This is a genomic window from Chloroflexota bacterium, assembly GCA_014360825.1.
Classification (GTDB): Bacteria; Chloroflexota; Anaerolineae; order UBA2200; family JACIWT01; genus JACIWT01.
On the sequence record JACIWT010000029.1, the window covers coordinates 1 to 21,528 of the forward strand.

The 21,528-nt window shown below is 60.7% G+C and carries 16 protein-coding genes and 1 tRNA gene; 4 read left to right on the forward strand and 13 right to left on the reverse strand.

What is annotated here, in order from left to right:
• Window positions 1-68: 68 nt before the first annotated feature.
• A tRNA-Ser gene (locus tag H5T64_12340) sits at window positions 69-153 on the reverse strand.
• 188 nt (window positions 154-341) lie between these two features.
• On the opposite strand from H5T64_12340, the gene ligA reads away from it, so the two are divergent.
• On the forward strand, window positions 342-2,348 hold the full coding sequence (gene ligA, locus H5T64_12345; GenBank protein MBC7265127.1) for an NAD-dependent DNA ligase LigA: 2,007 nt from the start codon (window positions 342-344) through the stop codon (window positions 2,346-2,348).
• Between the two features lie 78 nt (window positions 2,349-2,426).
• Entirely contained in the window at window positions 2,427-3,326 is a 900-nt protein-coding gene (locus tag H5T64_12350; protein MBC7265128.1) for a restriction endonuclease, read from the forward strand.
• A gap of 20 nt (window positions 3,327-3,346) precedes the next feature.
• On the opposite strand, the gene H5T64_12355 is transcribed toward H5T64_12350, so the two are convergent.
• From H5T64_12355 to polX, 3 genes are all read right to left on the reverse strand, one after another.
• Window positions 3,347-4,552 carry an SH3 domain-containing protein gene (locus tag H5T64_12355; GenBank protein ID MBC7265129.1) on the reverse strand — a complete coding sequence of 402 codons (1,206 nt, stop codon included), beginning with the start codon at window positions 4,550-4,552 and terminating at the stop codon, window positions 3,347-3,349.
• On the reverse strand, window positions 4,474-5,055 hold the full coding sequence (locus H5T64_12360) for an SH3 domain-containing protein (GenBank protein ID MBC7265130.1): 582 nt from the start codon (window positions 5,053-5,055) through the stop codon (window positions 4,474-4,476). The genes H5T64_12355 and H5T64_12360 overlap by 79 nt, the downstream gene beginning before the upstream one ends.
• Window positions 5,056-5,142: 87 nt before the next feature.
• The gene (gene polX, locus H5T64_12365) at window positions 5,143-6,858 is read right to left on the reverse strand and encodes a DNA polymerase/3'-5' exonuclease PolX (protein MBC7265131.1); all 1,716 of its coding nucleotides are present in this window, start codon (window positions 6,856-6,858) and stop codon (window positions 5,143-5,145) included.
• Between the two features lie 179 nt (window positions 6,859-7,037).
• Here polX and glnA point away from each other — a divergent pair, with 179 nt between their 5' ends.
• Window positions 7,038-8,387, forward strand: coding sequence for a type I glutamate--ammonia ligase (gene glnA, locus H5T64_12370; protein ID MBC7265132.1), 1,350 nt, complete (start codon window positions 7,038-7,040; stop codon window positions 8,385-8,387).
• A gap of 36 nt (window positions 8,388-8,423) precedes the next feature.
• Here the strand turns inward: glnA and H5T64_12375 are convergent, their stop codons facing one another.
• The 4 genes from H5T64_12375 to H5T64_12390 all read right to left on the reverse strand — a co-directional run bounded on the left by H5T64_12375 (window position 8,424) and on the right by H5T64_12390 (window position 13,965).
• Window positions 8,424-8,801 carry an NUDIX hydrolase gene (locus tag H5T64_12375; protein MBC7265133.1) on the reverse strand — a complete coding sequence of 126 codons (378 nt, stop codon included), beginning with the start codon at window positions 8,799-8,801 and terminating at the stop codon, window positions 8,424-8,426.
• A gap of 77 nt (window positions 8,802-8,878) precedes the next feature.
• A complete protein-coding gene (locus H5T64_12380) occupies window positions 8,879-11,419 on the reverse strand; it encodes a hypothetical protein (GenBank protein MBC7265134.1) in 2,541 nt (846 codons plus the stop codon).
• A gap of 353 nt (window positions 11,420-11,772) precedes the next feature.
• Window positions 11,773-12,327 carry a transposase gene (locus tag H5T64_12385; protein MBC7265135.1) on the reverse strand — a complete coding sequence of 185 codons (555 nt, stop codon included), beginning with the start codon at window positions 12,325-12,327 and terminating at the stop codon, window positions 11,773-11,775.
• A 282-nt stretch (window positions 12,328-12,609) separates the two neighbouring features.
• Entirely contained in the window at window positions 12,610-13,965 is a 1,356-nt protein-coding gene (locus H5T64_12390) for a beta-glucosidase (GenBank protein MBC7265136.1), read from the reverse strand.
• Between the two features lie 167 nt (window positions 13,966-14,132).
• Here H5T64_12390 and H5T64_12395 point away from each other — a divergent pair, with 167 nt between their 5' ends.
• Window positions 14,133-15,281, forward strand: a complete 1,149-nt coding sequence (locus H5T64_12395) for a GH3 auxin-responsive promoter family protein (protein ID MBC7265137.1) — start codon at window positions 14,133-14,135, stop codon at window positions 15,279-15,281.
• A 58-nt stretch (window positions 15,282-15,339) separates the two neighbouring features.
• Here H5T64_12395 and H5T64_12400 read toward each other — a convergent pair whose 3' ends face one another.
• From H5T64_12400 to H5T64_12420, 5 genes are all read right to left on the reverse strand, one after another.
• The gene (locus tag H5T64_12400; GenBank protein ID MBC7265138.1) at window positions 15,340-15,753 is read right to left on the reverse strand and encodes a hypothetical protein; all 414 of its coding nucleotides are present in this window, start codon (window positions 15,751-15,753) and stop codon (window positions 15,340-15,342) included.
• A gap of 66 nt (window positions 15,754-15,819) precedes the next feature.
• On the reverse strand, window positions 15,820-16,407 hold the full coding sequence (locus tag H5T64_12405) for a transposase (protein MBC7265139.1): 588 nt from the start codon (window positions 16,405-16,407) through the stop codon (window positions 15,820-15,822).
• Window positions 16,408-16,410: 3 nt separating this feature from the next.
• Window positions 16,411-19,752: an N-6 DNA methylase gene (locus tag H5T64_12410; GenBank protein ID MBC7265140.1), complete on the reverse strand. Its 3,342-nt coding sequence runs from the start codon at window positions 19,750-19,752 to the stop codon at window positions 16,411-16,413.
• A 49-nt stretch (window positions 19,753-19,801) separates the two neighbouring features.
• Window positions 19,802-20,551 carry a lysoplasmalogenase gene (locus tag H5T64_12415; GenBank protein MBC7265141.1) on the reverse strand — a complete coding sequence of 250 codons (750 nt, stop codon included), beginning with the start codon at window positions 20,549-20,551 and terminating at the stop codon, window positions 19,802-19,804.
• A 374-nt stretch (window positions 20,552-20,925) separates the two neighbouring features.
• The coding region (locus tag H5T64_12420; protein ID MBC7265142.1) for a lamin tail domain-containing protein at window positions 20,926-21,528 on the reverse strand (603 nt) is incomplete at its 5' end.

Consider the following 21,528-nt stretch of genomic DNA (forward strand, 5'->3'; position numbering starts at 1 on the left):
TAGCAGGCGGCCCCGATCGACCACTCCGGCACCTCCCCACGCTGTGCGGCTGTGAAAGTGAACCGCTGCGGAGGGAGAGGGATTCGAACCCCCGGTGGGTTACCCCACAACGGTTTTCAAGACCGCCGCAATCGTCCGCTCTGCCATCCCTCCAGTGCATAGTATACTCCACGCGGAGCGCTTCTGTCAAACCCAGTGGGTGCCGTTCGGAACAGCCCGCTTGTGCCTCGAAGCAGATCGTGGTATAATCTTTCATAGCATAGCCATCGTGGGGAGGCGCTATGAACCGCATCCGGTCCCAACTGACTTCACGGCCGGAGTAAAGTGAGGAGGTATGGGCTATGGATGTCCGTGAGCGGATCGAGCAACTGCGCAAACTCATCCACTATCACAATTATCGCTACTACGTCCTCGACAGCCCCGAGATCAGCGACAGCGAATACGACGCCTTGATGCGGGAACTCGAAGCGCTGGAGGCACAACACCCCGAACTCATCACCCCCGACTCGCCCACCCAGCGCGTGGGTGGCGCGCCCCTGGAGAAGTTCGAGAAAGTCACTCACCCCCGCCCTATCCTGAGCCTGGGCGACGCCATGAACGAAGAGGAACTGCGCGCTTGGCGCGAACGCATCATGCGCCTGCTCCCTCCTGGCACCAAACTCGAGTACGTGGTCGAACCCAAGATTGATGGCCTGACCGTGGTGCTCACCTATGAGAACGGCATCTTCACCAAGGGGGCGACACGGGGCGACGGCGAGGTAGGAGAAGACATCACCGCCAACCTGCGCACCATCAAGGCGCTGCCGTTGCGGATACCGGTCAGCGGCGATGAGACCGCCCCGGCTCGTCTCGTGGTGCGCGGCGAGGCTTATATGCCTGTGGATGCCTTCGAACGCTTCAACCGCGAGCAAGAAGAGAAGGGCGAACGCACCTTCGCCAACCCGCGCAATGCCGCCGCCGGCAGCGTGCGGCAATTGGACCCCAGTATCACCGCCGCCCGGCCCTTGAGCCTCTTCTGTTATTCCATCGTTGCCTCGGAGGGCATCACCATCACCACCCAGTGGGAAACACTCGCTTACCTGCGAAGGATGGGCTTCCCAGTAGCCACCGATGTGGCCATTTTCTCCGATTTCGAGGAGATGGTGGCCTATTGCAAAGAGTGGATGAAGAAGCGCGACACTCTGAATTTCGAGGCTGATGGGGTGGTGGTCAAGATCAACGACCTGGCCACGCAGGAGAGCCTGGGCGTGGTGGGCAAGGATCCCCGCGGGATGATCGCCTTCAAGTTCCCGGCCCGCGAAGCCACCACCAAACTCGTGGCCCTGGGCATCAACGTGGGGCGCACGGGGACGCTCAACCCATTCGCCATCCTGAAACCGGTGCGGGTGGGCGGCGTGACCATCACAAAGGCCACTTTGCACAACTTTGAGGACATCGCCCGCAAAGACATCCGCATCGGTGACACAGTGCTCATCAAGCGCGCCGGCGACGTCATTCCCCAAGTGGTAATGCCCATCACCAGCCTGCGCACCGGCGAGGAAAAGCCCATCGAGATACCGGCCAGTTGTCCGGTGTGCGGGGAGCCGACGGAGAAACCGGAGGGCGAGGTGGCGGTCTATTGCACCAATATGTCCTGCCCAGCCCAGATCGTCCAGCACATCACCCACTTCGCCAGCACGATGGACATCGAGGGCCTGGGGGAGAAGATCGTGCAGGCCTTCGTGGATCACGGCCTCATCCACGACGCTGCCGACCTCTACTACCTGCGGGCGGAGGACATCATGCGCATCGAGGGCTTCGCCGAGAAGAGCACCGAGAACCTGCTGAACTCCATCGCGTCCTCGAAGGTGCGACCCCTCTGGCGGGTCATCGCTGCCCTGGGCATCCGGGGCGTGGGCAGTGTGGTGGCCCAACTACTGGCTCAGCATTTCACTTCTATAGACGCGCTCGCGGCAGCCAGCGAGGAGGAATTGCAGACCATCCCCGGCCTGGGGCCGCACACTGCGGCCAGTATCGCCAGTTTCTTCTCCCGCGAACGCAACCGCCAGTTCATCGAGAAGTTGTGCCGGGCCGGCGTGGTATTGGCAGGCGAAAGAGAGGCGCCGCGCGAGGGTCCGCTGGCGGGCCTCACTTTTGTGATTACCGGCACGCTCTCCGTCAGCCGCGAGGAGATGACCGAGTACATCGAGACTCACGGCGGCAAGGTGACGGGCTCGGTGTCGAAGAACACAAGTTACCTGGTGGTGGGCGATTCGCCTGGGGGGACGAAGTACGAGCGGGCACAGGCCCTGGGCGTGCCCATGATCTCCGAGGCCGACCTGCGGCGCATGGTGGAGCGGGGTGGCTGAGGGAGATGAGCGACGCTTACGCCTAATGGCCTTACGAACCTGGTTGAACTGAACCTTACTTAAGGAGGGCAGATACCCATGGCGATTCCCGATTACCAATCTATTATGCTTCCCTTGCTGAGATTTTTGGGTGACAAGCAGGAGCATTCCTTACGCGAAGCAATCGACAAACTCGCTGATCATTTCGAGCTTTCGGCTGGAGAACGCCGAGAATTACTTTCCAGTGGCCAACAAGCGGTTTTTGATAATCGCGTAGGATGGGCCAGAACCTACATGAAAAAGGCTCTTCTTGTGGAATATACTCGCAGGGGATATTTCCGAATTACCAATAGAGGTTTGAATGTGCTTAGTCAAAACCCTCCCACAATCGACGCCAAGTTTCTAAATCAGTTTGAAGAATTCAGGGAATTCCGAGCAATCAGAAAAGAAAAGCCAGATCGTGAAGAATATGAGCCGGAGAAGACCCCTGAGGAAGTGCTAGAGAGTGCCTACCAGAACCTCAGAAACCATCTCGCCGCGGATCTTCTTCAGCAAATCAAAACCTGTCCCCCCAGCTTGTTCGAGAAAATCGTTGTAGATCTGCTCGTCAAAATGGGTTACGGGGGGAGTCGTCAAGACGCAGGGAAAGCCATCGGTCAGACGGGTGACGAAGGTATAGATGGAATAATCAAAGAAGACCGACTAGGCCTCGACGTTATCTACATTCAAGCCAAGCGTTGGGAGAATACAGTCGGGCGACCAGAGATTCAGAAATTCGCAGGCGCACTCCAAGGTCAGCGTGCCAGAAAGGGCATATTCATAACTACCTCAAGTTTTTCCCGAGATGCACATGAGTACGCTTCACGAATCGACAGTAAAATTGTCCTCATAGATGGAGAGCAACTTGCGCAGTTCATGATCGATCATGATATTGGAGTGACTCCTGTTTCAAACTATGAAATCAAAAGGATTGACTTGGACTATTTTACTGAGGAATGAGGCATTAAAAACGGCGTCCCCTACCCCAATCCCTCCCCATTACACCACCCCACCAGGCCCGAATCCTGCACCTGCACCCGGTACCAGGGATACCCCTCCGCGAAAATTGGGCCCTCCAGAACCGTCACCGCCGTCAGATGTGGCAGGATGCCCACCAGCGACTCGGAGGAGCCGGGCCCGGCCCGCAAGTCTAGGCTCTCGCTGATCACCTGCGTTGTGCTGCCCACCGGGATCCAGGTGTAGGGTGTGGGGCTCTGGGTGGGAGTGGGCAGACCTGTGCCAATGGGCGTGGGCGTCAGGGTGAGCGAGGGCGTGCCGGTTGCTGTTCCGGCACTGGTGGGAGTAGCCGACGCAGTCGGGCTCGGGATGAGCGTCGGGGTCAGCGTGGGCCACCAGGGCAGCGGCCCGCGCAGCCAGCGCCACAGGTCCCCTGCCCAGACCAGCAGTTCCACCGGCCGGATCGTCTTCTCCCGCCCCCCTTCGCGCACGATCCACGTCGTGTGCACCACCGCCGCGCGTTCGTAACTCACGCCCAGGAACTCCACACTGGGCACCAACTCTACATGATCCACAGTGGTGGTCAGGGGTTGCATCGGGCGCTGCGACATATAGCCCTCGAAAGACTGGCGGCTGAAGAGGCTCTGCGCGTTCGGGTGGAGCAGGGCGTACATCATCCCGTACTGCCCTGCCTTCTGGTAGGTGTAGAGGTGCTCCACAGTCTTGCCCGGGCCAGGCACCAGGTCAATCACCAGGGGCAAGGTGGGCTGTGACACCACTTCTTGGGGCTCATAGCCCTCCGCTTGAACATGAACCAGGTGGTCATCGCCCACCTCGATGGTGAAGACTCCGCCGTCATCGGTTCTCATTGTCTTCGTGCCGCTGCGGACCAGCGCGCCCCGGACGGGTTCGCCCGTGATCGCATCGCGCACCCGGCCCTGAGTGGCCCAGCGGGTAGGTGGCGGGGTGAGGGTGATGGTAGGGGTGAGCGTGGGTGCCCGGAAGAGATCGGCGAGTCCTCGGACCCTTGGTTGGACAACCGGGGAGCGCAGGAGCAATATCAACAGCACCAGCAGTAAGATTATGGCCATTACATAGTAAATGAGGGTTCGATTTTGCACGTTAACCTCTCCATCAGGGCGGTAGATTGCTATGGCCCGGCCAGGGGCACGAGCCAGTTTGCGGCTGCCCAGCCGATCGTCCCGTCCTCCATCTGCAAGCGCCACCATTCGTAGCCACCGGCTGACTGTGGTCCCTCCAGCACGGTGAGGATGGTGCCTTCTGGCATGATGACCAGCGTTGTGTAGTCCATCCCGGGCCCGCTACGCAGGCGCAAGTTTTGACCCTCGGTGTTCGCCACCTTCACGCGAATGCCCACCGCGATGGTGGCTGGAACGGTGGGTGTGGGTGGAGTGGTAGGCGTCAGTGTGGGCAGCGGGGTCAGGGTGGGCAGGGCGGTTGCCGTTACCGTGGGGTACGGGGTGTTGGTGGGCGCTGGGGCAAATGGGCTCTCGCGGTGTGATGTCACCAGATACACGCCCGCGGCCACCGCGACGAGCAGGACAACCACCCCAAGCCGCTGGAAGGCAGTGGAGCGCCGGGGCATTGGCGGGCACTCCATTCGGCGTGCTCCGCGGTGTTCCTCTGGTGGCTTCTCGCTGTGGTCATGATCTTCTGTCATAGTCATCTCCACGTTTTTCAGGTGGTCTACTCGCTTTGCGTTGATGGTCAATCTTCATCGCCTAGGCACCGAGAGCGCTGAGAAGACTCTGGTAAAACTCTCTGCGAACTCTGTGCCTCTGCGGTAAATTCAGGGTTCTCAGGGTTGTTTCAGGCTGGCCAACAATTCGGCCAGTGGCAATGTGTTCACAATGTGCTTCTTTTCCGCCCAACCGCGTCGGGCCGTCATCACGCCGTAATACATCGCCTCCAGGCCATCCAGGCTGTGGGCATCGCTATCTATGCTCAGGCGCACGCCCATCTCCACTGCCCGGCGCACGTGCACGTCGTCCAGGTCGAGCCGGTCGGGGATGCCGTCGATCTCCAAGATGGTGCCAGTTTTCTGGGCTTCTATCAGCACATCGTCCAGGTCCACCAGGCTGGCCTCCCGCTGGCCTAAGATGCGGCCGGAGGGGTGGCCGATGATGTCCACGTGAGGGTTGCGCATGGCCTTGATCATCCGCGCCGTGATGGTCTCGCGATCCTGGCGCAGTCCACTGTGGATGGAAGCCACCACCACATCGAGTTCAGCCAGCACTTCATCGGGGAAATCCAGGCTCCCGTCGCCGCGGATTTCCACCTCGGCCCCCTGCAGCAGGCGGAAATTGTCGAATGTATCATTCAGACGGTCTATCTCGCGGCGCTGTTCCCGCAGTCGCACCTCATCCAGCCCATTGGCCACGCCCAGGCCCTTGGTGTGGTCGGAGATCACCAGATACTCATAGCCCAGCGCTCGCGCCTTACTCGCCACCTCCTCGATGGTGGCCGCGCCATCGCTCCATCGAGTGTGGACGTGCAGATCGCCGCGGATGTCGCCCAGTTCGACGAGTTTCGGCAACCTGCCAGCGGCGGCCATTTCGATCTCGCCCCTGTCCTCGCGCAATTCGGGGGGGATCCACTGCAGACCGAGGGTCTGGTACACCTCTTCCTCAGATGGGCACAGGATTTCGCTGCCGTCCTGGCGCTTGAAACCATGCTCGCTGAGGCTTAGTCCCTGCTTGATCGCCCGTTCGCGCAGGGCGATATTGTGGGCTTTGCTGCCGGTAAAATGTTGTAGGAGAGAGCCGAACCGAGCCGGCTCCAAGACCATCAAGTCCACCTGCAAACCGTTATCCAGGCGCACGGTGGCTTTCGCTGGCCCTTGGGCGGCGATCTCTTTCACCCGCCGGAACTTGACGAAAGCGTCGGTGACTGCCGCCGGCTCCACCGACGAAGCCAGCAGGTCAATATCGCCCACCGTTTCCTTCATTCGGCGCAGGCTGCCGGCAGCGTCGGCTCGTTCGACCATCGGCAGGGAGCGGAGATAGGCCACGAGATCCTGGGCCACAGGCCAGGCCACGTAGAGCGGGATGCGCGTGCTGCGCCGGTAGAGCGCTTCGATACCCTCTAAGATGCGCTGCTCGGAACGTGCGCCCAGGCCCGGCAGTTCGCGCAACTTTCCCTCTCGGGCCGCCTTTTCTACCTCTGCCACACTCATCAGACCAAGCCGCTCCCAGAGCAACTTGGCGGTCCTGGGGCCGACCTCGGGAATGGCCATTAGGCTGGCAACTCCGACCGGCACTTCCTCCTGCAGGTCTTCGTAGTATCCCAGCCGCCCAGTGCGGAAGAGTTCGTCCAGTTTTTTCTCCAATGCCTCACCGATGCCAGGCACCTCGCGCAAGCGCCCCTCCCGCCAAAGGTCGCTCAAATCTCTGCCCAGGTGAGCGATGTTGTCTGCGGCGCGACGGTAGGCCATCACCCGGTAGCGATCCTCACCCTTGATCTCCAGCATATCCGCGATGCGGCGTAAGATCTCGATAACCTCTTCGTTGGTCATAGGTCACCTCCCCCACCGCTATGACTCAATGGTAATTATAATCCCTTTCGGGCCCTTCGGCAACGCGCCGAGTTGACAAAAATCCGCTTCTGCAGCATAATCGCCCTCAAATAGTGCGGCGACCAGCGATGCTCAACGCGCTGGACTCGCCGCCCTTTCACATCCAGAGGAGAATTACCATGACCTCCGAACGAACATCCAAGGAACAAGTGTTAGACCGGGCCCAACGGGACCGCATCCACTTCATCAGCCTGCAGTTCACGGACATCCTGGGCACTATCAAGAATGTAACCATCCCCATCGGGCGCCTCGGGGAGGCATTGGAGTACGGCGTCTGGTTCGACGGCTCATCCATCGAGGGGTTCGCCCGCATCGCCGAGAGTGATATGGTGCTGCACCCTGATCCCTCCACATACCGCCTGATCCCTTGGGAGCCAGAATCTCGGCGCACGGCCCGCATTATTTGCGACATACATCGTCCCGATGGCCAGCCCTTTGAGGGCGACCCGCGTTACATCCTCAAGCGTGCCCTGGCGGAGGCCAGGGAAATGGGCTTTGTGTATAACACTGGACCAGAGGTGGAGTTTTTCCTGTTCAAGATGGATGGCGAGGCTACACGCAAACCCGTGCCCCACGATGTGGGTGGTTATTTCGACTTCTCGCCCCGCGATCTGGCCTCGGAGGTGCGCGAGGACATCATCGTCGCGCTGGAGGGAATGGAGATGGAGGTGGAGACCGCGCACCACGAGGTGGCTACCGGGCAGCACGAGATTGATGTGCGCTACTCCGACGCCTTAACCAGCGCTGATGCCACCATCACGTTGCGCTACGCGGTGAAGGCTATCGCGCAACTCCACGGCCTTTACGCCACATTCATGCCCAAGCCCATTTTCGGCATCAATGGCTCGGGCATGCACACCCACCAGAGCCTGTTCACCACCGACGGGCAGACCGCTTTCTACGACGAGAAGGATCCCTACCACCTATCGCCAACTGCCTATGCCTTCTTGGCCGGGCAGATAGCCCACGCCCGCGCTATGGCTGCCATCGTCGCGCCGACGGTGAACTCCTACAAGCGGCTCGTCCCCGGCTACGAGGCTCCGGTGTATATCTGCTGGGGGCAGATCAACCGCTCGGCGCTCATCCGTATCCCGGCCTACCTGCCTGGGCAGGAGTCATCAGCGCGACTGGAACTGCGCTGTCCGGACCCCAGTGCCAACCCCTACCTGGCCTTCGCGGTGATGCTGCGCGCCGGCCTGGATGGCATCCGCCGCGGCTTGGTGCCGCCGCCCCCGGTCGAGGAGAACGTGTACGAGTTCGGAACCGCGCGCCGACAGGAACTGGACATTGCCTCCTTGCCGGGCTCCCTGGCCGAAGCGTTGGACGAGATGGAGAAAGACCCACTCATCGCCGAAACGTTAGGGGAACACACTTTCCGCCGCTACTTGGAGGCCAAACGGCAGGAATGGGACGATTACCGCATCCACGTCACAGATTGGGAGTTGGAGCACTATCTTCAGACGGTGTAATGACATCCCCGCAGGTTTGGAACTTGCGGGGGTTTCTTATCCCCCAAGCCGTTCTGCCGCCAGCCGCAGCACCTCCCGCTCGGTGCTGTAACTGGCGCGCTCCAGCGCCTCCTCGATGGGGAACCATTGCACGGCTTCGACTTCCCAGTCGTGGTCGGTGGTCTCGCCGCCGGTGTAGCGCAGGAGATAGAAATCCACGAACTTGTGCTGGCGCGTCTGTCGGTCGAGATAGAACCAATAATCAATCGTCTTCAGTTTCTCCACCACCTCGCCGGATAAGCCCGTCTCTTCACGCACCTCGCGGAGGGCGGTCGTGGCTGCGTCCTCGCCCCGTTCCACCAACCCTTTGGGCAGGCCCCATCGCTCGCCGCCCTTGGTGGCGATCAGGGCGACGTAAGGGCGCCCCTCCACCATCTTGTAGAGCACGCCACCCGCCGAGCGCACCACCTGGGTTTTAACCTCTTTCTTCTCTGGCATGCCAGTCCCTCCACTTAGAGACCGACCCGCTCCTCTGTCAGCAACCGGGCCTCCTCCAGCGCCGCTGGTCGGATGTCAATGGGGAAGCGCCCGTGCAGAGGGCTCAGTCGGGCACCCAACGCTGTCGCCGCCCAGAAAAGCCAGGCGAATGGCCTTATGAGAGCGCTTAGGTCGGCGGAGCGCTGCAGTTCCACCAGTGCCTCGTCATCCCAGCCGCCGAATAGCCCGTAGAAGAAGGCGAACAGCGGGTAAGACGGAAGAATGCCAATGAAAAAGATAAGCACACTGGTTACCTGGTCGCGCTGCCAGATCCACCCAGTAACCCATCGCAACACCGCGTAGTGGGCTGCTCCCGCCAATAGCGGGGCTACTAGCGACTGCCAAACATAGAAGCGTTGCCGGAAACAGAGGTGATGGTTGATGAAATAGGCAGCGATGTCCTTACTCAACAAGCCGACGAAGTAGGCGATGATCAGGGCGTTGATCTGATAGCGTTCCAAGAGAGCGAAGGCCAGCACGATGCGAACCAGCTGTTCGCCGCCGACCAAAATGGCCTTGAGATAGGGACGGTTGGCAGCCAGTTGTACATTGTCGCCCACCCAGGAGGGATACTGGATCGCGCCCCACAGGATCAACGGCACGGCGTAGGCCGCAGCCCGCACGAACTCCGGGCCGCTGGCCCCCAGAATGAAACGATCGGCCACTGCCAAGAGCACCGCGCCGATAAATGCGCTGATCAGCCCGCCCCACTTGTAGGCCATAGCCGAGTAATACTGACTGAGCGCCTGGCGGGCGTGGGAAATCGCCTCGGAGATGGAGGGCATCAGGTTGCTGTACAGCGTTTGCAACACCTGGTAGGCAAAAATGAAGTTCTGGGCGATGGTCCAGTTGCCCCACACTTCGGCATAGTTGACCAGCCGCATCTGGGTGATCAGAATCTCCACCGATTGTCCGACCGCCCACGCTACCGAACCAAGCATCTCGAACGCGCCGAAGCGGAAAGCGTTCTTGACCGTCTCCCAGTCGAAATGGGCCAGGAACAAGAGACGCGCATTGTAACCCAGCCGCCGATACAGCCATAGACCCAGGAGAAAAGTCAGCACTTCAGAGGCATAGGCGGCTATCCCCAATCCCAACACCCCACCCATAGGCATGTCAAAGACCGGATGGGCTTTGCCCCAGGCGACCATCAGGGTGACGAGCACTGGCTGGGTAACCATCGGGAAGAGGGCGTAGAGGCCGATGTCCAGCATCTGCGCGTAGTCGAAGCGCTGCAAAGCCATCAGCCCATGACGCATCACCTGGTAGAAGCCGGGGATCTGGATCATGGTGTGGATGATGGTGCTCCAAGCATAGAGGGCGTAGGTCGTGCGCGGTAGTAGGGTCCCGGCAATCGCAGTAACCAGGGCCACTTGGAAAGCGCCCGACAATGCCTGCCACCACACAAAAACCTGCCCGTACTGTATGGCGCGGCGCGGGTCGTGCACGCGGTATTGGGCGAAGAACTTGATGAAGGCAGCACTGGTGCCCATGTCGAAGAGCATCCAGAGCAGGTTGAAGAACTGCGTCACCCGCCCCCAGATGCCCAGCGCTTGGGCCGACGGTAGGATGTAGGCTGGCAGGATCAGGTTCTGGTAGATGATCAGTGGAATGAAAAGGACAAGCCCGAGCATGAGGGCAACCAGGAAGCCACCCAGCGGGCGGTGGAAGCCGACCTCATCCCAATCTGTCCCTGCCTGCCGGGCGATGAATTCTGCCCGGTCCACCACCAGCACGTCGAGGGCCTCCGGGTGAGCCAGGCTGTAACGTCGCACGACCCAGAAAGCCAGCGCCGACAGCACCAGCATCCCCGCCAGGGCGACGAGCAGAGCCCTGCGCTCACCAGCGTGCGGCACCGGCGACCCGGCATAGTCAGCGAAGGGGGCGGGGATCCTGCCAGCTGCCCGCGCGGTCAGGTGGTAGATCAGATAGTTGAAATACGCCCAGCCTTGGAACTGAGGATTGGCATCGTCGAGGAAAGGCGTGAAAACAAAGGCTTGACCATTGCCGATCGTTCTCATTCCCAAGATAAGCGACTCGTCTTCGAAGCCGAGCACCACTGGGAGAAGATCGGCGGCTGGGCTGGCCAGAGAAAAACGCTCGCGGACCTGGGGTGCGCTGGTCCAGACGATCTCAGTCAGCAACGGATCAGCCAGTCCCCGGGCCGGCGTCAGGCTCAGCGGGTCCTCGCGCCTTTCGAGCGCCACATCCACTCCAAGCAGCGTCTCCACCTCGTTGGCGCTCAGGTCTGGGCCGAGGATCAGCACGAGTCCCGCGCCCTCTCGGATGCGGGCAGCGATGCCCACGGGGTCCGGAATAGCACCGTTGAGGACGAAGACTTGTGCCTCTTCTGGCACAGCGACGACCTCGAACTCCCCGGCCAGGCGGAGCGCCTGGCGCACACCACCCTCTGGGCCGGCGTAGTTCACTCGAAGGGGGACATTCTGGGCAGTTGTGGGCGAGACGCAAGAGAGCAAGAGAATGAGAAGTGCGAAGGTTAGGATATATTTGCGCATAAACGTCTCCTATTCTTACGATGTAGGAATGGCGAAACACGTTGTGCCCTAATGGTTGCGCTGCCGGTAACGGGGCCAGACCCGCAGCAGTGCAAATGCCGCTGAACGTGCGGATTGTGCTACGTTCGCCAGCCAGCAATGCAACACTACGTTCTCCCGCAGTTGTACTGCGGGGCTCCATATTGTTTTCAGGCCAACCCGCGGCAGTACAACTGCCGCTGAACAGAAAGGCAGTGTAACTGCCGCTGAACTTGTGGTAAGTTGACCCGCAGTTGTACGTAAGTTAACCCGCAGTTGTACGTAAGTTAACCCGCAGTTGTACGTAAGTTAACCCGCAGTTGTACTGCGGGTTTTCATAATGGCAACAAACTGACCGGCAGCACTGATTCCTCACCCAGCAAATAATCCCGCGCACTAGAGTATGGCCACTCTGTCGGGCTGGTTACCAGCCCTGCCTTCACCGGATTGTTGTGAATGTATTCCAACTTCTGCCTGGCAAAGCCGGGCGAGTAGATCGCTTCCGGGTGGGAGCCTTCTTGCCAAACCTGATACGTCGAGGTTTCTTGAGACCGTCCAGCCTGGCGCGCTCTTCGAAATGCCCTGAGGTAGTCTATTTCACCACGAGTCTCTGCTAAGCGGGAGATAGCCCGCGATGTGAAACGCTTGAAATCACGCAGGACATCGCCGATTCGTGCATTTGGGTGGGGCCATAAGATCGCATGAAGATGAGAGGGCATCAGCACGTAGGCATTCAACTCCGCGGGCTTATGTGAGGTCAAGTAGCGCAGGCTGTCGAGAATGGCGTTGCGGTACGGCTCGATCGGGAAAAGGGGTAGCCACTCTACGACAGTACAGGTGATGAAGAATGCGTAGTGATCTTTGGAATAGGCATTACGGCTGTGCAGCATGTGATCTCATGACAAATTTTTGCATTTTTACGTTTGACTAGCCGGTCTCTGCTATCTGCGCCAGACTCGCGGCAGTACAACTGCCGCTGAACAGAGAGACTCGTGGCAGTACAACTACCGCTAAACAGAGGCATCATGCCACATTGTACTACGTTCCCCTGCAGTTGTACTGCGGGGCTCCATATTGTTTTCAGGCCAACCCGCGGCAGTACAACTGCCGCTGAACAGAGCGCCAGTACAACTGCCGCTGAACAGAGGGCATCACGTCTCACGTATCACGTATCACCCCTCACCCCTCACCCCATTTTCCCGCACCACCTGCGCATACCACCACCCACTCTCTTTCACCGTGCGCTTCAGCGTCTCGTAGTCCACGTACACCAGCCCAAAGCGCATCCCATAGCCATGATTCCACTCGAAGTTGTCGAGCAGCGACCAAACGAAGTAGCCACGCACCGGTACTCCCTCGGCGATGGCGCGGTGGACCTGCACCAAGTGGTCACGCAGGTAGCGGATGCGCCGGGGATCGCGTATCCGACCATCGAAGTCCGGAGCATCAGGCACCGGGATCCCATTCTCGGTCACGAGGATGTTCGCTGGCCGATACTCAGTCCAGATACGAGTCAGCAGTTCGTACATCCCCGGCGGATAGATCTCCCACATCTGGGAATACTCATTGCCTTCTGGGTAGATCTGCGACGCCTGGACGATCGGGAATTTGGGGTCATATCGCATCACCGCTCGGGTGTAGTAATTGACCCCTAAGAAGTCAAGAGGGGTGGCAATGCGCTCCAAATCGCCCGACTGGATCGGGAACAGCGGGCCAAGCATTGCCTGCAGGTCTTCAGGATAGTGGCCTAAGAAGAGCGGGTCGAGGAACAGGCGGTTGACCACCCCGTCTACGCGTTGGGCAGCCAGCCGATCTTCCTCAGAGTCGGAGGCCGGGTGGACTGGGTTCAGGTTGAGGGTGATGCCGATTTTGGGCGGCCGGCGGACTGTCGCTCGCAACGCCTCCGCAGCGTACGCGTGGGAGAGCAACAAATGGTGCGCCACCTGGAAGGCAACGACGGGGTCTTGTAAGCCAGGAGCGTGCTCGCCAGTGAAGTGCCCGAGTATCGTGGTGACGAACGGCTCGTTGTGGGTAATCCAATATGTTACCCGGTCGCCCAGCCGCTCGGCAACGATGCGGGCGTACTCGGCGAAATGATGGGCCGTGTCGCGATTGGCCCATCCTCCCTGATCCTGGAGCGTCTGTGGTAGGTCCCAGTGATAAAGTGTGACGAAGGGCTCGATGCCCTTGGCCAGCAGGGCGTCCACCAGGCGGTCGTAGAAGTCCAAGCCAACCGAGTTGACGGCCCCAGTGCCTTGGGGGAGGATGCGTGGCCAGGCGATGGAGAAACGATAAGCATGTAGGCCCAGTTCGGCCATGATACCCACATCTTCGGCCCAGCGGTGATAGTGATCGGTGGCCACATCGCCGGTTTCGCCGTTTCGGACCCTCCCTGGCTGGCGGCAGAAGGTGTCCCAGATGGAGAGGCCCCTCCCATCCTCATTCCATGCGCCCTCGATCTGGTAGGCGGAAGTGGCAGTGCCCCAGATGAAATGCTCTGGGAAACGGAGGAATTCGCGGTCAGACATGTGTCCATTCTCCCCTGTGAGTGTTTTCGCAGCCCCGATATCGGGCTGAACTCAGTATAGCGTTAACCGGCGTGAAAGTCAATCACTTTGCTCAACGCACTGTTTGCCATCATTGGCTTCGTGTGATAGACTGCAGGGGCAACTCATTCCACCCAGGAGGCTGGACAATGATGAGCGGTGATCCTCGAGCAGTGGCTGAGATGCTCAACACCCTCTTGCAGCCCTGGCACGAGGCTGTGAGAGACCCGGCGAGTGCCCAGCAGGCAGTTCTGCAGCACTTGTTGGAAAACTATGCTCAGACGGAGTACGGCGCACAACACGGCGCGTCCCAGATCCAGACCGTCGAGGAGTATCGCCGTGCCTTTCCAGTGGTCACGTACGAGGATTACAAACCACTCATCCAGCGGGTGATGGCCGGCGAAGTGAAACTCCTCCTCACCGAGGAGCCAATAGGCTGGGCGATCACCCGGGGCACGACTACAGGCGAGTCCAAGTTCATCCCGATGACTCCCACTGACCTGCGCATGCGGGTCAGCGCCGGGCGAGCGATGATGAATTACGTGGCCAGCACCGGCCGGCTGGATCTCTTCCAGGGGGTCAACCTGAACCTGAATTTTCCTTCGGTGGTGGGAAAAGTGCGGGTGGGGGAGCGGGAAGTCGAGTACGGCTACAGTTCCGGCATCTACACCAAGCACGTATCGGCCTCCACCCCTATCCGCTCTGTGCCAGCGCAGGAGGAAATCGATGCCCTGGGTGGAGGCAAAACCAGGCGCGACTGGGAAGCGCGCTTCGAACTGGCCTACCAGAAATGCAAAGACGAGAACGTTACCTTGGTGGGCGGTGTCGCTCCGACCGCCATCTCCTTTGCCCGTTACCTGCGCCGTGCTCACGGCGTGTACCCCAAGGATCTCTGGCGCACCCAGATCATGACTCTGGGCAGTGTGCCGGGCATCAATACTCACTATCAGCCGGCCCTCCACGCCCTCTATGGGCCGGCCGCCATCCGCGAGATTTACGGCACCACCGAGGGCATGTTCGGCCAGCAACGCGACGAATGTCGGGCGTGGGTGCCCAACTACGACCTCTATTTCTTCGAGGTGCAGACCCGCTCCGGCGTCAAGATGTTGTACGAAATGCACCCCGGCGAACTGGGCAGCCTGATCGTCTCCACGCCCATCCTGGCCCGCTACAAAATCGGCGATCTGATCCTCGCCATCCGGCCGCCCTATTTCCGGTGCATCGGCCGCGAGCGGTGGTGGACTCCCCTGCGCTACGCCTGGGACGAACTGATGACCTTCAACTTGGGACGGTTATGAACGCGATACGCGAAGCGTGATGCACGAAGCATCTCATTACGCATCACGCATCACCTTTTCAGCCACGCCAGATGAAGCCGCGCAGCAGCATGGCCACGCCGATGACGATCAGCACCAACGGCCAAATCACGCTCCAGCCGCCTAGGCTCTGTAGTCCAATGGCTATTAGGATGACGGCGAAAATCAGGCTGCCCGTTATCCCCCGCCGGTAGGCTGGCATAAGCAAGCGGGCGATCGCCTCCAAAAACACGAACGCCCCGGCCCCGATGAAGATAAAAGACCAGGCGTGCAGGGGCTCGAAGCGGGCCAGGTAACCCAAGTTGTCCGCCAGGAAGACCAGCCCGGCCCAGATGAAGATGCAGGCCCAGGCGATGGCACTGAGCGGGTCACGGCGCCATTTCTCTTCCCAGGACTTCTCTTCCTTCTCGTCTCGCTTTTCTTCTTCCTTCTCGTCGCGCGGCTGGTCGGTCATGATGCCTCCTTGTGAATGATGTACCCATTTCCCATTATACCACATTTGCGGGAATCTGCCCTGCCTCTACATCGTGGCCCGTAGATCATGACCCATTGCCTCCGGGTTGTAGCGATCCAGGTGCCAGCGGATCGGGTTGTCCGAGATGTACTGACGAATAGCCTGCAGCACACGTTCAGTCCGGATGATGTGCTCGTAGTAATTGCGTTGCCAAACGGGGATGCCGGGGCTATTGCGCAGTCGGTTGATGCGGTAGGCCGAGAACGATTTGAAGGCCCGCACGATTTCGGGCAAATCATGACGACGTGGTGATTTTCCCGTTGTAGGGGCGGGTCTGAGACCCGCCCCTACATGACCCGCCCCTACATGACCCGCCCCTACATCCGTTAACACGATGATCCCATGCACATGGTTTGGCATGATTATCCAGGCATCCAATTCCACATGTGGGTAATGGTTGGGCAGATCATCCCATGTGTGCTGCACAATACGGCCATATTCTGACAACACCATTTCCCCATCTCGCACGTCCCCCAACAGGCAATCCCAGTGGTAGATGCAAATGGTTACAAAATACGCCCCTGCCAGGGTGTAATCATACCCCTTCAGGCGGATGGAACGGCGGTGGTGGCGGTTTGGGTTGTACTCTGGCATATCCTATCCCCGCAACTCCCCCGAACTCGCCCGTATCTCCCGCAACTCCTCCTCCGTCAGGCCCCATAACTCTGCCGCGGCCCGGTCCACCTCGTCCTCCACCTCCCGCAGGGCAGCGAGAGCCTCTTTGTCGCCAGCATAGGCGGCGGGGGCCAGTTCGTGCGCCCGCTGTGAGAGGGCCGCCAGCCGCTGGTGCACCAGATTGGCGGGGTCGTAGTGGGGGACGCGGATGTGATCAAGGATATTCGACTGGGCAAAACTTTTTCCACCAAGTTGAGTATGGGATACAACTGCTAAGTTAACGATACTGGAGTTCAAGCAAGCGCATAGGTAATGTGCTTCTTGCGCGTCCTGCAAGGCTACGAATGGATGCATTGCTTGATTTGTCATCACGGGTTTGCCGTTAACCATATCAACGACAGCAACTTTCATTTCGGTTGCACCGAAACCTAACCACACCACCTTCCACGGGGCGAAGGTGTAGTCGGCAACGTTTCGCATGGTATAGAACGCTGATCCTTCTGGGTAGTACTTCCTATCCGGCCTATGAGCCAGAACTTCCTGAAATCTCTTGAGATAGCCATATGTCTTCGGGAATTCGGCCTGCAGAACTCGCTCCGGTAGCCCGCAGCGCTGGTCGTCGCGGTCCTGAACGACTAGGATTGACGTCTCTGGCTTCGCATACCATCTGCGCACGTCCCGACCCCTCAGCAGCGGGTAGAGGAGGTCGGGCTCCAGTTCCACCGTGACCTCTTCCACCTCCCGCTTGGCCCCCTCGGTCACATTGCGCACCACTACCAGCCCGTCGGGGCGCTCGGTCAGGATTTCCATCCAGTAGACCGCATTGGCGCCACCTGTGTTGACTCCTTCGCGGGCCTGATAGTCCGACCTGCCCAGCATTTTGCGCACGGCGTTCAGGGCCTTGGGGCGGGCGGTGAGCCAGGCGCTGGTGGGGTCATCGGCGTTCACCGGCGCGGCCTCAAACCCCAGCCTGCGGGTCAGGGCCATGACCTCTTCCAGGGTGCTGTCGTAGTCCAGGCCCTTGCCCCGCGCCTTCTTCTGCCAGTAGGTGTAGGGCACCGGGTAGCGCGTGGGCTGGCCCTTCTGCACCACGAAGACGCTGGTGCGATTGGTCGCCCCTTCAAACACCTGCAGGCTGCTCAGGTCGTCCACGTGCAGCACCCGCAGGGGAATGCCCTCACCCCCGGCCCCTCTCCCGCTAGCGGGAGAGGGGAGTGTGAAGCGGCGGAAGCCCTGGCCAGCGCCTGCGGTCTTCCACACGCTCTGGGTGATGACGAAGCCCAGTTTCCCACCCTCCTTCAGATAGCGGTCAATGGCTACATAAGCCATCAGCGTGGATATATCTTTCTTGCCCTTTCCCAGGATGGTGTCCATGCCCGAGTGGACAAACAATCCGTAATCCTGCCACAGAGGCGCGCTTTGTTCTCTGTATCCCTGGGGCAAACTCTCCCAGTTGATCCAGGGCGGATTGCCCACCACGTAGTCGAAGGGTTCCAGGAAGAGGGGCATGAAGGCGTTCTTGAGCACCCGCGCCCAGATGCTATCCAGCCCCCGGCGGTGCAGATCCGTCAGCCGCCCGTAGAGTTCCGCCAGCGCCGCCTCGCTTTCCGGATGGGCGGCCACGTCGGGCAGTTCCGCCCGGCAGCGCTGCAGGAAAGCCTCCGGGCTGAAGTCGCCCTTCACGTATTCCTCCAGGATGGCGGTCAGGCGGTCCATCTCCGGGCGGGAGTCAATCACCTCGGGCACGGGGAGTTCCCCTACTGCGGTGTCCAAGATGCGCCGGTTGTAGTCCGTCAATTCGCGCCCCCTAGACGGGGTCAGGATGCTATCGGCCAGATAGATGGGGATTTCCACCTCGCGGCGGCGGTAGGGCAGGAGATCGGCGATGGCCAGCAGGTAGTTCACCCGCGCCGCCAGCACCGCCAGTGGGTTGAGGTCAATCCCCACTACGCTGTTCAGGATGATCTCCAGCGTGTCCGCTTCGGCCAGGCCGGCCTCCTGGCAGTTGGCTTTGAGGCCGCGGATGGCCAGCACCAGGAAGGTGCCGGAGCCGCAGGCGGGATCCAGCAGGCGCTTGTTGGGTGTGGGGATGCGCTTGCCGGGTTTGGGTGGCAGGAAGAGCGGCTCGTTCAACTGGGTCAGGAGGCGCTCGGCCAGCCAGTCCGGGGTGTAGAACTCGCCCAGGTCGTGGCGGATCTCGCGCGGCAAAAGGTAGTGGTACAGTTTCTTGAGTAGGTCGCGGGCCGAGTGAGGGTCATCCTGCACGGTGGCGGGATTGTACTCCGCCAGGCGGCCCAGGGTATCGCGCAGCGCCTCCTCCACTTCATCGTCCCAGGCGCTCAGATACCAGGAGAAGAAATCGCCCTCCAGGAGGTTTTTCAGCCCCAGGGCGCGGAAGATGTCGCCTTCCTCCATCCCTTTCAGTTCGTGGCGTAACGCTTCGCCCTGGAGGTTGGCGATGGTGGTCAGCGGCGTGGTGCCGAGGGCCCCGCCGGCGTGCGCTTGTAGAACCAGCCGGGCGATGTTTTTGACCAGGAACGAGAAGTAGGTGTGGATGGCGAAGAACAGGCGCGGTGCGTCCACCTGGCCGGGCTTGAGCCCCATGCCCCGCGCGAACTCGTGCAACTCTCCCTTGTGCTTGAGTTTGCCTTCGGCGGCCTCGTAGCCGGCCACCTCGCCGAAGAAGAGGCGCCATTGGGCGTAGAGACTCGCGGGCAGGCCCTCGGCGTGGGCTTCCAGGGCATTGTAGAAGGCCCGCGTTACTCGCTGGCTGTAGATGTTCTGGCTGCCGAAGTCCTCCACCAGGTTGTCGGGGATCAGGGCGCGCCCCGAGGCCAAGGAAAAGAGGGAGCGCAGGAACCGCTCGGCCGAGGCGCGGTTGACCGCCAGCGGTTGTTCGGTGAGGTAGTGGCCCTCGTGGTAGCGGACGAAGATGACGTAGTGCCCGTCAATGACGGCACCCAACAGGCGGTCGCGGCCGTGGCGCTCTTTGCTCGCCAGTCCCGCGATGTAATCTTTGGTTTGCTGGACGGCGTGCCGGGTGTGGCCGTGGTCCAAGGAGTCGCGCAGGGAACCCGGCGGTTCGTACTCGATGACGAAGCGGTTGTACACGGCGTCGGCGCGCCCGGTGGCCAGGGTGTACTCCTGGCGGAAGGTTACGCTCACGCCCAGGTCGTCGGCAATGGCGGCGATGGCGTTGTTCATGGCGTGCTCGAACTCAGCTTCGTTGCGGGCCTCCCGAGCCGCTGTCTGGATACGCTGCGCGAACTCCGGGCTCACCCGGCGAATGTACTCGTATTGTTCGGTGATGGAACGTTCGCCCATCGCCCCTCCATTGATAACCCTATGGTAGGGGCACGGCAATGCCGCGCCCCTACGGTGCTACATACAACGCACTGGCCGTGGAGAACACGATCAACGCCTGGCCCGCGATGTAGGTCAGCCACACCACATCGCCCACCAGAGTCCAGACGTTGCCCCGGAAAAGTTCGTTGCCCAGGATGGTGTCGGAGACCAGGAATAGGATCGCCCCCAAGGCCAGGGGGATGAAGCGTGGCTCCTGCACGGCCAGGGCCACGGCCAGTCCAACCATTGCCGATAGGAGCAGGGCATAGCCCAGCGAGCCGTAATTCAGCACCGCCGGGGCCTGTGGGCCGCGGATCAGGGCCCACCAGGTGGCCAGGGCCACTATGAAAAGCGCGGCCAGCGAGAGGATTCGCGCCCGCCCGTCGGTCAGCCCCAGCGCCCCACCCAATCGCAGGTAGGCGGCGATGTAGAAGATGTGCCCCAGGCCGAAGGCCACCATGCCGTAGATAACCCGCTCCGGCATGGGGATGATCTCGGCGGCCATAATCAGGTCGCCCAGGAAGCCGCAGGCCATGCCCACTACGATGAGCGCGGTGTAGCCGGCCAGCGGCCTCACACCCGCGCCGGCCCGCCACCATATCACCGCGCACAACACGAGAATGAACGAGGAGGCCATGCGGTTGGGCAGCGGGATGCGGTTGGTGCGGGTCTCGTTGAGCGGCCCGAAGGCGAAGCCGAAGACGAGCAGCATCGCCCACGAGAATAGCAGCACGTACAGCAGCCCGCGATAGGGTTGAGGGATGAGGAATGGATACATGGTCACCTCCATTGGCCTGCGCTGGGCAGAGAGACTGCTTGTTAACACCTATTATAACGCAAGGCATTGGTGGCCGCAAGTACGACGGGGGTTTGTTTGCTGCACCACTCAGGCGATTGAAATCGCCCCTGGAGGGCACATCCGTGCCATCCGTCCACCTGCGTGGACGGGAACCTTCGGCGTCCTATTGTTCTCCAGCAGTTGCACTGCCGGCAGTAGAAGCCAACTCGCGGCAGTGCAACTGCCGCTGAACAATGGGGGGCACATCCGTGCCAGCCGTCCACCTGCGTGGACGGGAACCTTCAGCGTCCCCGTAGGGGGACGCCCGGCCCACGGGGTCCTGGAGGCGCGGTTTCAACCGCCAGGTATTGTTACTACGGGCACCCGGCTTTGTAACACCAACTATGCACCTCTTCCCCCGCCGCATTCCACAATATTGCCTTATCCCCATCGTCATTCCAAACATAGCCCTTCATCCAGAAGAGGTCAGTTGGCGGGTTAGATGGTTGAGCGTCCGCCCCGCTGTGCACTCGCACCCAAGATAAAGCCTCCAGTACAAAATCTGGTGGGAAGGTATACCACTGGTCTCCCTCCACAGACTGGATTTTCCAATCCTTCATCACCTGCGCGAATGGCCCCTCGTTGTAGATCTCCACGTATTCATCCCGTCCCTTGTATACGAGGTCTATGATGCGCAGCACGCCGTAGGGGGTGGGGGTCATCGTCGGCGTGGCTGTGCGGGTGGGCGTGTGGGTGGGGGTGGAGGTGCGGGTGGCCGTTTGAGTCGGCGTGGGAGTGTGGGTTCGGGTCGGGGTGATGGTCGGGGTCGAGGTCTCAGTGGGCAGGGGCGTGGCCACGCGATCCACTTTGATCAGCAGCGGTAGCCAGAGCCGGGGTATCCGATCCGCGTGAACGGTGTAGGTGATGCCGGTGGTCGTTACCGTTACCGTGCCGTAGATATCCGTTCGGTAGATAGT